Source organism: Mycoplasmopsis mustelae (assembly GCF_004365095.1).
Taxonomy (GTDB): domain Bacteria; phylum Bacillota_I; class Bacilli_A; order Mycoplasmatales; family Metamycoplasmataceae; genus Mycoplasmopsis; species Mycoplasmopsis mustelae.
In genome coordinates this window covers 507,204-521,310 of the sequence record NZ_SOCN01000001.1, presented here as the reverse complement: position 1 = coordinate 521,310, position 14,107 = coordinate 507,204, and the positions used below count along the sequence as shown (strand labels likewise).

The following is a 14,107-nucleotide window of genomic DNA, read 5'->3' as shown; positions in this document are numbered from 1 at the left end:
ACCTGTTTTTAAAAGTATAATTCTAATTTTTAACGCTACAGTATAGCACTTTTAGTTATTTAAAGTTTGCATTTATTAAAAAAATCTTTTATTGTATAATATTAACACGCTTATATTCTTAATATTAAAGTAAAATGAAGGAGGAAACATGAGTAAACGTACATATCAACCTAATAAACGTAAACATGCAAAAATTCATGGCTTCAGAGCAAGAATGAAAACAGCAAACGGAAGAAAAGTATTAGCAGCAAGAAGAGCTAAGGGTAGAAAAAGATTAACAGTTTCTGACAAATAATAAACTTTCAATTTTCAATGAAAAAAAAATACCGACTTAAAAAAAATTGAGATTTTCAAAAAATAATAAACAACAATAAATCTCTTCAAAATAAATATTTGGTTGTTTATTATCAAAAAAGCAATAGTTTTCATATCGGAATAACTGTTCCAAAAAAATTTGAAAATTCTGTTGGTCGTAATTTTAACAAAAGACAACTTAAAGCAATCATTCATCAAATTAATTTATATGATTTAAATTATGATTTTGTAATAATTGCTCGCAAAGAGTTTTGTAATAGCGATTTTGCTACCAAAAAAACCGCAATCGCAAAACTCTTTGAGAAATTTAGGGATAATGAAAAAAACAAATAATTTTAGTTATTTTACCCAAAGTGGTAAAGATGAAGAAAAAAAGAAAGAAAACCTAAAGAAAATCTGAAAATGAATTAAAATGGTTTTATATGCACTATTATTTGGTTTAACCATCACAGGATGTGTGCAATCGTTCGCATTAAAAAATTCATCAAGTGTAGGTAATAGTATTGAATTTTATTTAAACGACAATCAAGTTGCACCACGCGTAAATACATTGGTAGAAAGAAAACAAGATACCAATATCAATTACATTGATAATGACGGAAAAACCATTAAAGATGCTCAAAAAGATCAAACTTTTTCAGTTCCGGTTTCTGTTCTTTCTGTGAATTCTGACATAAACACCTTAGTTAATAACCGTGATATCTTACAAAAACTAAAAGAGCAGACCGAAAGAAATGATGGTAAATACGCTGAACCTAAACAATACTATACAGCATTTGCTTTAGATGTAAAAAAAGAAACTGCAGAACGTTTAGGTTATAAATTAGCTGTAGCTTATACAGAAAAAGAACACGCTAGTTATGGATTAATTACAAACAAAGAAGAATCACAATTCCTTTACCGTGCTAATACTTCAAAAAAATACGAATATTTTAATAATATTCAAAACATTGTTTTACTTGATTTTCCAAGTAGTGCAAACGACAAAACAATTCGTTTAAAAACTCATAAAGCAAACGGAACAAACACAAATATTAACGATGTTGATGCAAATAAAAACTTTACTTTATTAAGTTTTAGCGGTCTTCAAAGCATTCCAAAATATGAAGGTACTGCAACTTTTAAAGATAAAACAGGAAATGAAAAAACTATAAAACTTCTTAATGTACAATTTGCTCGTGATATTTTACAAACCCTTTATAATTATTCATTCGGTCCAAATAGCGCATTTGTTAATAAATTAAACGAATCCGTTCTTAGAGAAAACAAAGAAAATGAAGCAGGATATAATACATTTAGTGATTATCTTATCTTCTTGGGTAAAAAACTTCAAGCACAGCAAGATATTGAAAAAATACAACAATTAAAACAAGACGTTAGTTACAACATCGAATTACTAAATGCAGATCAACAAACTCAATTTAAAAACGAATTGAAACAAGCAAATAATAACGAAAGTCAACTACAAACTTTATTAAATAAAGTTAAAGAAGAATTTAATAAACTTTCCGATGACCAAAAAACCAAAAATCTTGCTAAAGTAACCAAACCTGTCGATATTCAACCACAAGGAATTAAAATTTCACAGGTAGAGAAAAGTTTAATAGAAGTTTATCAACAAACCATGCAAGAGTATCTATCACAAGTAGGATTGATAAATAAGGCTGATTTAAGAAAATTTGACGCAACCTCAACTATTAAACGCGCAAGCAAAAGCGAAGCAGAAAAATATAACTGACAAAAAAATATTTTAATTCATTTAGGTAATAACAACAAACAAAATATTTATGATATCAATATGCCAATGCGTGGCGATTATCCAAGCCAACCAATCACCAACTGGGGTGAAGCTTGAAAATATGGGCCATTTTATGGTTTATTAGTTTATCCATTGGCCGCACTAACTCAAGCCATGCGTCAAGCAATCCCTGACTGATATGGTTGAGGTTCAATTATAGTTATTGTCATTGCATTAGTTATTACCAGATTTTTAATGTTTCTTGTAACATTTAAATCAAAAGTTACTCAAAGTGTTCAAGAAGGATTAAGATCTAAAAAAGCCGCTATTGAAGCTAAATATGCAGGCTTTGAGAAAAATAAAGCAATGAAGATGAAAAAAAATCAAGAAATTCAGGCTTTATATTCTAAATATAACATAAATCCAATGGATCAATTTGGTAGTTTATTACTTACCATGCCTGTATTTTTGGCAATGTGACGGGTGATCCAAGGTATCCCTGAAATTAAACAAACAGTTTGATTAGGATTGAATTTCTCTTCATTATCATGATCTAAAATTATGAGTGGAGAATTTATTTATGCTTGAATCTTAATTCTCACCATTGCAATTCAAGTTCTATCTCAAATTCTTCCTAAACTATTAGATCGTCGCAAATTTAAGCGCGCAACTACCGTTTCAGAAGCACAAGCACTCAAAAAATCTGAACGAACTCAAAAAATTATGGTAATTGTATTTGCTGTAATTACCGTACTATTCTCTGTCGGAGTACAAGTATACTGATTATTTGGTGGACTTTGACAAATTCTAGAAGTATTATTCTTACATCGCCTTAAAAAAACTAAATGATTCAAGAATAAATATTCAAAACGAATGCTCAAAGCTACAACATAATAAATTCATAAGTAAAACACCAATGTTAATTATTGGTGTTTTCTTGCGTAAAAATTTGTTAAAAAATGGCAGGAGTAGCAGGATTCGAACCCACAACACACGGGGTTGAAGCCCGTTGTTCTACCGTTGAACTATACTCCTAACATTGATATGTATTATATTATAACATAATTTAACAAGATTTAAAACAAGGTATCTAATAATACCTTGTTTTAAATATTTATTGAATAATTTTAATTAGCTTTTTGGCTGTACGATTTTTAAAGTATAAAGTATTACTTAACAGTAAAATGTTTGAAATAATCATAATAATTGCCGCTAATCAAGGTAATATGATACCGCTAATAGCTAGTGGAATTGCTAAGAAATTAAATACAAAAGCTCACACAAAATTAATTTTAATAACCTTTAGTGTTTCTTTAGCTAAATAAATTGCTTGATATACAGTGTGTAATTCATTAGTCATTAATGAAATATCTGCTGAGCTATTTACTAAGTCTGAACCACTAGAAAAGGCGATTCCTAACGATGCTTGCTTAATAGCCAAAATATCATTTAAACCATCACCAACAAAAATGGTTTCGCCTTTTTTGTTGTATTCTTTTATAAGTTCTAATTTTTCCTCTGGCCGAAGTTGTCCGTGGTGGTGTTCAATATTTAATTCTTGCGCTATTTGACTAACAACCTCATTATTATCACCTGAAGCTATAACAATCTCTAAACCTAAATCATGAAATTTTTGAATAATTTTCTTAGCGTCAGGTTTAAGTTTATCACCTAATGCATAAACTAAAACTACTTCCCGATTTTTTGCTAATGCAACATAACTAAATGATTCAAAGTTTGCTATCTTAACTTTATCTAAAAAACCTTTATCAAGCATTTTTTTATAAGAACCTAACTCGTAGGTATCCTGATCATATTGACCAGTAATTCCATAACCTGGAATTTCTTGTTCATTTGTTATCACAATTCTTGTATTATCAGCTTCTAGATTCGCAATAACTTGTGAAAGCGGGTGGTGTGATTTGCTAGCTAAACTTTCTGCAATAATTTTAAAATTTTCATCCCCTAAAACTTTTTGAATTGTTGGTTTTCCTTGAGTTAAGGTACCAGTTTTATCAAAAATAAGATATTTAGCTTTTTTAAGTTTTTCATAAACATCAGCTGATGAAAATAAAATCTTGTTTTTAGAAGCTAACCCACTTGCAGCATAAATTGCGGCTGGTGCAGCAATTCCAAACGCACAAGGACACGCAATCACAACTACCGAAACGCCAATTTTAATTCCATAATATATTCCGCTTGTTTCATTATCAAAATAGTTTGGTCAGCTAGTTTTATCAATCGAGTATAAAATTGAGGTTCAAATAATAAAACTAATTGCAGCAATTGATAAAATACTTGGAATAAAATATTTAACTAATTTATCTGCTAAACGTTGAATTTTTGAAGTTGAATCAACTATATTTTCTAATTTATCAATAATTTTTGTTAAGGTAGAATCCTGCATTTTTTTTTGAACTTGAATTTTTAGTGATGTTGTTAAATTGATTGCGCCCGAAACAACATGATCTCCAGGCTCAACAAACTTAGGTAAGGGTTCTCCGTTTATTGCAGCCATATCTAAATCTGAACTATTTTCTATAACAACACCATCAACCGGGACGTTTTGTCCTTTTGGTAGCAAAATAATATCACCAACTTTTAATGAACGAGTAGGTACTTGTTTTGTACCACCGTCCGCTTGTACTAAAATTGCAGTACGATTTTGTAATTGTAATAATTCTTTTATACCAATACTTGATTTACGCATTAATTTATTTTCTAAGTAATGACCTATTCCTATAAATGTTAATAAAGCCGAAGGTACATCCCAAAAGTACATATCTATGCCTGAATAACCCTTTGTAGAAAGTGTAATAATAGTAAGAATCAATGAATAGAAGTATGATAAATGAACTCCGATAGCTATCAGTAAGTCCATACTTACGGAACCTTTAAATAATCGTCAATAATTTTTAAAGTAACCAACCGATGTTACAAATACTAAAACACTAGCTAATGCTGCCACCAGCAAGAATACTCATTGTTGACCATTAGTTGTAAAGATATCAACCGCAGAACCTGTCTTTGACTTATTAATTTGCATACTAATCAAACTTGTAACTAAAATCGCGAATGTTGGGATAAAAATAGCGACTTGAACTATTAGATTATTTTTAGGAGTTCAAAGCCAATTAAAGAATTTTCTAAAAACCATTTTATTAATAGGGTTCTGCATCATATCCTGCTTGTTTTGCTAATTTAATAATTAATTCATCTGGATATTTTTCTTCATCTGCATCAACTTTAAGCATTTTTTCCATTAAATTAACTGAATATTTAATTTCTGGATAATCTTTAAATTGTTTATCAATGTGTGATTTACATGACGCACATGAAACATTAACAGTAAAATAACGTGTCATACGTTTTCTCCTTTTAGACAAATTTGGATAACATAATATTTATATGTATCAAGGATTGCAGATATTTCAAATGTACGAAATGAAATAACCTACAATTCTACATAATATCATAATACAAAATAAAATTGATAAAAGTAAAAAAATGCTTTTTTAGATCTATTTTATGCAAAATTTCATTTTTTGATTTTAATAAAAAAATTAAAGCTTTCTAATAAAATTGCTTTAATTTTGATGTAATTGTTTCATTTTAATTTGTATAATGTCAACGACGTCTTTAACTGTTTTTAAATTCAAGAGTTCTTCATCAGAAATACTAATTTTATATTCTTCTTCTAATTCAATCAGTAACTCTGCAAAATCTAGCGAATCAATATTTAGTAAATTTAATTCATCTGATTCATTAACTTTCTTTTTTGATAATTTTTTTAATTTATTTAAAACTTTTTGACTAATTTCATTATTCATGGTTAAATTATATTAAAAAACTAAACTTTAATATGATATTTTTTAAATCGTATGTCATTTTCTAGTGTATATTTAAAATATAAGATAATTTCATTATCTTTTATTTGTTCATAATCAACATCTAATTTACCTTTATGATTACGAAATCTCCTAATAATATCTTTTAGAATTTCATCAATTATCTTTTTATCTAGAAAATATTCACCATATTTATTTTCTTTAACAAATTTTGAAAAATAACTTGCATCCAAAATTGGAAAAGGGTCAGTTCTTTTGATTGAAAGCTCATTTAAAATTGGTTTTTGTTGTTTTGGTTTTAATATTTCATTTTCCAATAGTGTATTATTTTGTTTTTGTTTATTAGTAAGGATATAAATTCCATAACCAGTTCCAACAATTGCAAATGAAGTAGATAGAGCAATTGTTATTTTATGAATTCTCTTCATCAGACTTTCTTTTTAGTTTAATTCATTGGCTTAATTTAAAAAGATTAAGATCTGCAACCTTTTCTAAAATAATTTGATATTTAAAATTACGTTTTTTTAATGTTTCTAAGTCCTTGATTTCTAACTCTTGAATTACTAATGAATCTGCTTTTGACGGTTTTTCTGCTTTTGTAAAATTTTGATTACGATTTATTATAAAAGTTCCAAAATTAGTATTAATGAGAAATTTAGAAGTTAAAATCCCATTGAATTTTTTATTAACTTTAACAGAATTATCTTGAAGTTGAATCAAATTACTATCTACATCACTTTTGCTTTCTATGAACTCAAAATTAAACTTTGTTGTTTTTGCTTTATTTTCTTTAAAATATGATAATTCAAATTTTTCTTCTCTTTTATCGTCATTAAAGGCGGCAGAATATGAATATTTACTGATATTAAACTTATTAGCATCCGGTATATACCTATGAACTTTAGAATTATATGTATTATCTGCAAACAAACTAATACTTAAGGCTGTTTTGAGTGATTTTTCATTTGTCAGTGGATTAATATATAAATATAAATTTCAGTATCTAACATATTTATTAAAAGAACCATCAGCATGAAAATTCACTATTGTAGAAAACGGGATTTTAACTTGTGAAACATTTGAATCAATAACAAAATTATTGACACTATCTTTTGTAATATTATTCTCATAAATAGATGTCCTCTGAAGCATTTTATTAGTTTTTTGATCCTTAAAAATTAAATGTATTTCACGATTTTGTTCTTTTTTAACCGGTAAAATACGAAATTCATTATCATTTGGTCCAAAACTTTGTACTAATTCATCATTAATGACCACATCTAAAATATACTTTCTTCACTCAAAGGGTTTAGGTACCGTTTTATTAAAAACAAAAAGTGTAGGTTTTTCCAAATCCCCAGTACTTATAATTTCAAAACTAAATTCAAATTTATAATGAGGTTTTATAATTTCATTTCTAATGTTATAATAAATATTATTTACATAATTAATTTTAGAATCATAATTTTCACTATGATATGATTGTATCGTAGAAATAGTTCACAAATTGATCTACTGCCTCTCTTTTGTACTTATAAAAAGTTGTTTTCGAAAAATGTTCCTCATATCAGGTGGTTTTAAATTTGGTAAATTTATCTAAATAGCACTTTTCTATAATTCAAGCATTTCTAGGAGTTAGATAAGTTAGAATCGTATGAATAACATCTGTTTGATCATGTAAGCGTTTTTCAATTAATTGAATTTCATCATCACTAGTTTTATTCACATACTTTTTATTAAATTTGAGCGATAGCAATTTCTTGCGAATGCGATCTTGGTAATCTTCATAAGAGTTAAATATATCATTGATTAATTTAAGTTTAAAGTTATAATTATCACGATTTTGCAGAATGGTTTCTTTTTCTAAATCTGCTTTAAATATAAATTGTTCTTGTTCGTCACGTCTTAATTGCATAAATTAGCTCCTAAATAATTTTTGAGGTTCCCTTTCTTTATTTATAACACTAAATAATAATAAAAATTCAAAAATACAAATAAAGAACTAAATACGAACATAAAAATAACTTTTTGATGTTTTTTTCCACATTTTTCATAATTTTATAAATTAATCTTGTCCATAAAATTACATTTAAGTTGTTTTTTTATATAATTAAAAAATGAATGAAAATATCGCAGCAATCAGTAGTGGTTCTAGAATAAATCAACCCATATCAATTATTCGTGTTTGTGGCCCTGATGCAGTTGAAATTGTTTCAAAAATTTTTCAAGGACGCATTGGCTCAGATCATCAAATAACATACGGCTATATTTTCGATGGTGATGTATTAGTTGATGAAGTTTTAGTAATGTGATTTGTAGGTAAAGAAGTTAAAGGTAAAAAAGTTTATAACAATTATGTAGGCGAGCCTTTGATTGAAATCAACTGTCACGGCGGAATCGTTGTTACCAATAAAGTCTTAGAGTTAATTTTAACAAATGGGGCTAGACTAGCTGAAAAAGGGGAATTTACACGACGCGCTTTTTTAAATGGTAAAATGGATTTAATTAAAGCTGAAGCAATCCATGATTTAATTATGGCTCAAACTATGTCACAAGCTAGCGCTATTGTCAATAAATTTAAAGGAAAAACTTCACAACTTCTAGATGAATTTGCGAATGATTTAGCAAATTTAATCGGTATTTGTGAAGTTAATATTGATTATCCAGAATATGAAGATGTAGAAAAACTGAGTAATCGACTTATGTTAGAAAAAGTTGATGATTTAATTGTAAGACTACAAAAAATAATTAAGGTTTCCGAAGATAGTAGATACATTTTTGACGGAGTACATGTTGCTTTATTAGGAAAGCCAAATGTTGGCAAAAGTAGTATTTTAAACGCTTTATTATGTGAGGAAAAGGCAATAGTTACAGATGTGGCCGGAACAACTCGCGATTTAGTAGAGGCTACTTATCAAATTAACGGAATTTTATTCAAATTAATTGATACTGCGGGTTTACGAAATACAAGTGAAAAAATAGAACAAATTGGAATTAAAAAATCATTGGAACAAATTCAAAAAGCAGACTTAGTAGTTCATGTCGTTGACCCTACCCAAAAAGAAGATGAGTTTGACTTAAAAATTCAACAAGAAAGTCAAAACTTACGTAAATTTTATATAAAAGTGCAAAATAAGTCAGATTTAGTAAATGATAAAAATCCCAATTTAATTAATATTAGTGCAATAAATAATGATATTCAGGACTTAGAAACAGCAATGGTTGCAAACTTCGTAAATATCAATATATTTGATGAAAAAATTATTTCTAATGCTCGTCAATTATCATTAATTAAATCTTCTTTAAAATCTTTACAAGAAGCAAAAAAATCCTTACTGAATATTTATACATATGATGTAATTATTGTGGATTTATATAATGCTTGAGATGAAATTCAAAACATTAAAGGAAATGCAAACCGCGAAGATTTATTAGATGTAATGTTTAGTAATTTTTGTTTAGGAAAATAATGTCAAAAAAAAGAAATAAATTTGTTGATGCACATTGTCATGTAGTGAGCAGTTATTATAAAAACCCAGAAATAATCAATGAAATAGTTATTGCAGCAAAATATAATAATATTGAATTTTTTATCAATAACGGAGGACATCCGAATGAAAATTTTGAAGTAATTAAATTGGCACAAAAATATCCTATTTTTAAAGCGTGTATTGGTATTCACCCCGAAGCAGGAAGCGATATTAAAGACTATGTAGAGGTTGAACAATTACTATTAAAATATCGTGATAGCGTTATTGGAATCGGCGAAATCGGTATTGATTATTTTTATCCAGATGCACCAACTCGAGAAAACCAAATCAAAAGTTTTTTAAATCAAATAAAACTATCAGATAAATACAATTTACCAGCAGTTATTCACATTCGAGATCAAGACAAACAATTTACCGCTTATCAAGATGTATATGAAATTTTAAAGCAGTTCCCTAACCTAAAATGTATGTTACATACATTTGCAGGTGACGAATTTTGAGCACAGAAATTCTTAGAATTTCCAAATCTATATTTTTCATTCAGCGGCGTTATTACTTATGGTTCATCTAAAATAACTAAAAACGTAATCCAAATGTTACCATTAGATCGTATATTAACCGAAACTGATTCACCTTATTTAAGAGTGCATCCATATACCGGAGAGAAAAATGAACCTAATACTGTAGTTTATGTAAGCTATTATCTAGCGGGATTGAAAGGTGTAGGAATGGATAAATTTGTCGATCGTATAAATCGTAACCTAAGGAAACTGTTCAACTTGTAATGAAAAAAGAAATTTATGCAAAAAAGAAATTTGGCCAAAATTTTCTAAATGATCCAAATATCATTAATAAAATAATTAATTTGACCGTAGAAAGTCAAAATCATATTATTGAAATCGGCCCTGGACGTGGTGCATTAACTAAAAAATTAGTAAAGTTAAATAAACAAATAGATGCTTATGAAATAGACTCTGATATGGTTAATATTCTAAATAAAGAAATTCAACAGTCAAATTTTAACTTATTTACTCAAGATTTTTTATTAGCTAACTTAACCAGTATTCCTAAATCTACCATTATCGCTAACATTCCTTACTACATAACTACAGATATTTTATTTAAAATTTTTGATAATTTAGAGAAATTTGATAAGGCAATTTTAATGGTGCAAAAAGAGGTTGCACAGCGTATATGTGCAACTTATAAAACTAAAGAATATTCAAAGCTATCTGTATCTTGCCAATTTTTAGCTGAAGTAAAAATTGAGTTTATCGTTCCCGCAAGTTGTTTTAGTCCTATGCCAAAAGTGGATTCAGCAATTATTTCACTTAAATTTAAAGAAAATATGTCTAGTAATTTATGAAAACAATATAAAGATTTCTTTAAATTATGTTTTCAAAATCGTCGTAAAAAACTACTAACATCTTTGAAAACAGTCTATAAAGAGAATCAAATTTTCGTTGCATTTAACAGGCTGTCAAAAGACGAAAATCTGCGCGTACAAGAATTAAAAGTTTCAGAGATTATAGAATTATATCATTTACTTAATAAATAAATTAGTATTTTAAAAGTTAATGAAACAATTTCTTAAGCAACACATCTTTTACAGAGTTACTAAACCAACTAAACTATTTATATATAATTCGCAATACACGATTTACTTATTGCTACTAAGAATCAAATTATTTAAAAATTTTTACAATCTTCGCTCACTTCTCTAAAACTCATTCCTCTCATCATCATTTACCTAAATTATGAAATTCATACCATTATAACTAAAGTCAAAAAGATATCTGATTTTTAATACAAATGTCAAACTATCAATATTATCAACTATTTGTTATTAAAATTTACAAGACATTTTTGTTAAACAATTATTATCTTTTTGTAAACCATAAACTAAAAAATGTTTTATTATTTAAATATAAATTTTAGTTGCTTGAAATAGTTTGGCATTTTTTGTCAAACAACCTAATCACTTGATAAATAAGTACCAATACCAAAAATAAATTTTACAAACTTGATTCGCTCCTTTATGAAATTTATATAAACAACCTACTCTTTCTCCTTGTATTTATCATCTAAAAAAGTATATATTCTTTCTAATATTTTTCCATCCTTAATTTCATTATTTTGAATTGCTATTTGATAACCTTTTTCAACATGCGCAACATCCATAAATGAAAATTTATCAAGAACAAGTCCTGCTAGTGAATTATTTTCTTTTAACCAAATATAAATTGGTACAACTTTAATAAAAAGAATTTCGTTGCTTAAATCATTATCATTTGGACTTAATATCATAAAGTTCTCAGGATTTATAAAGTCTACATCATATTCAGAAAGCACAAGGTTTTTTGTTTTAAAAAATTCATCTATATTTTGTCCATTTAAATATGTTTCTTCAAATTTTTTGATATTAAAGTCTAAAAGTTCTTTATCAGTAATTTTATTTAAATCAAATTCTAATTTTTCATCTTTATTTTCTTCACTTCTTTTTTGTTGAAGATTGCTATAAAAATTCTTATTAAATTTAACTAAAAAATCATTTTTAACTTGATAAGAATTAGTAAAAACTTGAATTTTATCAGTCATTATGCTTCCAACTAATTCAGTATAATAAAATTTGCTTGTAAAATAGTCATTATAAATACGATGAATATTCACATCATTTTGATATTTATCTAAATATGATTTTATTTTTTTATATTTTTGTAATTGAATATCGCTTTCGTCAATATTAGAATCTTTAAAAGTTTTAATCAAATAAACAAGACCAGTCACTAAAACCGTAGTTATTGGAACAATTCCAAACAAGATAGAAAATAATTTTGTTTTGTTCATTTGACCTCATTATTTAATATATTAGTAAATTATAAAACAATCCTTTAAAGTAAAAAGGATTGTTTTATCTTAATCTTCAACTACTGTTGCAGTGTCTTCTTTATCTTCTTTTTTGGTTGCGTTTTGTTGTGCTGCATAGTTTGCGAAATTACGAATCATATTTTCCATTTCATCTAATTTTGTTTTTAATGCTGGAATGTCTTTTTTATCTATTAATTCTTGTAATTCCTTAATTAATTTATCACTTTCTTGACTTGATTTTTCATCTAATTTATCACCTTGTTCAGTTTTTGCTTTTTTAAGTTGATCAATTAAAGATTCGGCACGAACGATTGTTTCAATTTCTTCTTTACGTTTTGCATCAGCTTCTTTATTAATTTCTGCTTCTTTAATCATTCTTTGAATTTCTTCTTCAGAAAGTTTAGTTGAGTTACTAATTGTAATTTTTGCATCCTTGTTGGTTTTTAAGTCTTTTGCAGTTACTGTTGTAATACCATTAACGTCAATTGTAAAACTTACTTCAATTTGCGGTACACCACGTGGTGCCGGTTCAATTCCGCCTAAGTTAAATTGACCTAATGTTTTATTATTTGCGGCTTCTGTTCTTTCACCTTGTACAACTCTAATTGTAACCTCTGTTTGATTATCGGCAGCCGTTGAGAAAATTTGACTCTTAGTAACCGGAATAGTTGTATTTCTTGCAATTAATGGTGTTGCAACACCACCTAATGTTTCAATTCCTAATGTAAGCGGAGTAACATCTAATAATAGAATATCGTCAATATCCCCAGCTAAAACTCCCCCTTGAATTGCGGCTCCGATTGAAACAACTTCGTCCGGGTTAATTGAACGGTTTGGTTCTTTATTTAAGGTTCGCTTAACCATTTCTTGAACAGCCGGCATTCTGGTTGAACCACCAACCAATAATACTTCATGTAAATCTTTTGAAGTAATACCTGCTTGTTTTAAAGCATCTTCAATTGGTTTTCTGGTTCTGTCTAATAAATGTGAAGTCATATCTTCAAATTCACTACGTTTTAACTCTAATTCAACGTTAATTGGTCCATTTTCAGACATTGCAAGGAACGGTAAGTTAATGTTTGCTACTGATTGATTTGATAAATCAATTTTTGCTTTTTCGGCCATTTCTTTTAATCTGTTTTTAGCCATTTTATCGTTTTCAACATCATAATTATATTGCTGTTTGATTTTCTTAGACATTCATTTTACAATTTCGTGATCTCAATCATCTCCACCAAGGTGGTTATCTCCACTTGTTGATAACACCTCAAATGTTCCATCTTCTAATTCTAGAACTGAAACATCAAAAGTTCCACCACCAAGATCATAAACTAAAACTTTCATTGACTTATTGGTTTTTTCTAATCCAAATGCCAAGGCAGCAGCGGTGGGTTCGTTGATAATTCTTAAAACATCTAATCCCGCGATTTTACCAGCAATTTTGGTTGCTTCACGTTGTGCATTATCAAAATACGCAGGAACTGTAATCACGGCTTTCGATACTTTTTGTCCTAATTTTGCTTCCGCATATTCTTTCATATATGAAAGAATCATTGCTGAAATTTCTTCAGGTTTATAATCTTTGTTATTTACATGTACTGTTTGTGAAGTTCCCATCAATCTTTTAATTGAAACAACTGTGTTTGGATTAGTTTCTACTTGACGCTTTGCGGCATCTCCCACAACTATTTCACCATTTTTAAAACTTACAACAGAAGGTGTTGTTCTTTTTCCGTTAGGATTTTCTAAAACAACAGAATTTTTACCTTCTACTATTGAAACAACTGAGTTAGTTGTCCCTAAATCAATTCCTAAAATAATTTCCTTTGCCATATTTATTTCTCCTT

14 protein-coding genes and 1 tRNA gene are annotated in these 14,107 nt (G+C 27.8%); 6 read left to right on the top strand and 9 right to left on the bottom strand.

All coding sequences use genetic code 4. The features are described 5' to 3' along the window. The first annotated feature begins 148 nt into the window (after positions 1 to 148). From rpmH to BCF59_RS03685, 3 genes are read left to right on the top strand one after another with little or no spacing between them, the layout of a single operon-like run. Positions 149 to 295 (top strand): 50S ribosomal protein L34, encoded by a 147-nt coding sequence (gene rpmH / locus BCF59_RS02250; RefSeq protein WP_015287724.1) that lies wholly within the window; start codon positions 149 to 151, stop codon positions 293 to 295. Between the two features lie 17 nt (positions 296 to 312). Then, positions 313 to 648 carry a ribonuclease P protein component gene (gene rnpA / locus BCF59_RS02245; protein WP_134110814.1) on the top strand — a complete coding sequence of 112 codons (336 nt, stop codon included), beginning with the start codon at positions 313 to 315 and terminating at the stop codon, positions 646 to 648. Continuing rightward, positions 632 to 2,947, top strand: coding sequence for a YidC/Oxa1 family membrane protein insertase (locus BCF59_RS03685; protein WP_234851415.1), 2,316 nt, complete (start codon positions 632 to 634; stop codon positions 2,945 to 2,947). The genes rnpA and BCF59_RS03685 overlap by 17 nt, the downstream gene beginning before the upstream one ends. 66 nt (positions 2,948 to 3,013) lie before the next feature. Here BCF59_RS03685 and BCF59_RS02235 read toward each other — a convergent pair. The 7 genes from BCF59_RS02235 to BCF59_RS02205 form a co-directional block, all read right to left on the bottom strand. Beyond that, positions 3,014 to 3,088, bottom strand: a tRNA-Trp gene (locus tag BCF59_RS02235). A gap of 79 nt (positions 3,089 to 3,167) precedes the next feature. Further along, on the bottom strand, positions 3,168 to 5,231 hold the full coding sequence (locus tag BCF59_RS02230; RefSeq protein ID WP_166666789.1) for a heavy metal translocating P-type ATPase: 2,064 nt from the start codon (positions 5,229 to 5,231) through the stop codon (positions 3,168 to 3,170). Next, positions 5,215 to 5,418: a cation transporter gene (locus tag BCF59_RS02225; protein ID WP_134110810.1), complete on the bottom strand. Its 204-nt coding sequence runs from the start codon at positions 5,416 to 5,418 to the stop codon at positions 5,215 to 5,217. Before BCF59_RS02225 ends, BCF59_RS02230 begins: the two co-directional genes overlap by 17 nt. Positions 5,419 to 5,640: 222 nt before the next feature. Further along, positions 5,641 to 5,883 (bottom strand): phosphopantetheine-binding protein, encoded by a 243-nt coding sequence (locus BCF59_RS02220; protein WP_134110808.1) that lies wholly within the window; start codon positions 5,881 to 5,883, stop codon positions 5,641 to 5,643. Between the two features lie 20 nt (positions 5,884 to 5,903). Continuing rightward, positions 5,904 to 6,329 carry an MHO_1590 family protein gene (locus BCF59_RS02215; RefSeq protein WP_134110806.1) on the bottom strand — a complete coding sequence of 142 codons (426 nt, stop codon included), beginning with the start codon at positions 6,327 to 6,329 and terminating at the stop codon, positions 5,904 to 5,906. Then, on the bottom strand, positions 6,313 to 7,407 hold the full coding sequence (locus tag BCF59_RS02210) for a hypothetical protein (RefSeq protein WP_134110804.1): 1,095 nt from the start codon (positions 7,405 to 7,407) through the stop codon (positions 6,313 to 6,315). Before BCF59_RS02210 ends, BCF59_RS02215 begins: the two co-directional genes overlap by 17 nt. Next, positions 7,373 to 7,816 (bottom strand): MG284/MPN403 family protein, encoded by a 444-nt coding sequence (locus BCF59_RS02205; RefSeq protein WP_134110802.1) that lies wholly within the window; start codon positions 7,814 to 7,816, stop codon positions 7,373 to 7,375. Before BCF59_RS02205 ends, BCF59_RS02210 begins: the two co-directional genes overlap by 35 nt. Before the next feature lie 202 nt (positions 7,817 to 8,018). Between BCF59_RS02205 and mnmE the strand changes: the two genes are divergently transcribed. Genes mnmE through rsmA form a run of 3 tightly spaced genes read left to right on the top strand, consistent with a single transcriptional unit; the run spans position 8,019 to position 10,950 of the window. Further along, on the top strand, positions 8,019 to 9,371 hold the full coding sequence (mnmE, locus tag BCF59_RS02200) for a tRNA uridine-5-carboxymethylaminomethyl(34) synthesis GTPase MnmE (protein WP_134110800.1): 1,353 nt from the start codon (positions 8,019 to 8,021) through the stop codon (positions 9,369 to 9,371). Next, positions 9,371 to 10,177: a TatD family hydrolase gene (locus BCF59_RS02195; RefSeq protein ID WP_134110798.1), complete on the top strand. Its 807-nt coding sequence runs from the start codon at positions 9,371 to 9,373 to the stop codon at positions 10,175 to 10,177. Before mnmE ends, BCF59_RS02195 begins: the two co-directional genes overlap by 1 nt. After that, positions 10,177 to 10,950, top strand: a complete 774-nt coding sequence (rsmA, locus tag BCF59_RS02190; RefSeq protein ID WP_134110796.1) for a 16S rRNA (adenine(1518)-N(6)/adenine(1519)-N(6))-dimethyltransferase RsmA — start codon at positions 10,177 to 10,179, stop codon at positions 10,948 to 10,950. Before BCF59_RS02195 ends, rsmA begins: the two co-directional genes overlap by 1 nt. Before the next feature lie 500 nt (positions 10,951 to 11,450). Here the strand turns inward: rsmA and BCF59_RS02185 are convergent, their stop codons facing one another. Together BCF59_RS02185 and dnaK are read right to left on the bottom strand one after the other, a co-directional pair. After that, positions 11,451 to 12,239: a hypothetical protein gene (locus BCF59_RS02185; protein ID WP_134110794.1), complete on the bottom strand. Its 789-nt coding sequence runs from the start codon at positions 12,237 to 12,239 to the stop codon at positions 11,451 to 11,453. Between the two features lie 69 nt (positions 12,240 to 12,308). Continuing rightward, the gene (dnaK, locus tag BCF59_RS02180; protein ID WP_134110792.1) at positions 12,309 to 14,093 is read right to left on the bottom strand and encodes a molecular chaperone DnaK; all 1,785 of its coding nucleotides are present in this window, start codon (positions 14,091 to 14,093) and stop codon (positions 12,309 to 12,311) included. Positions 14,094 to 14,107: the final 14 nt, after the last annotated feature.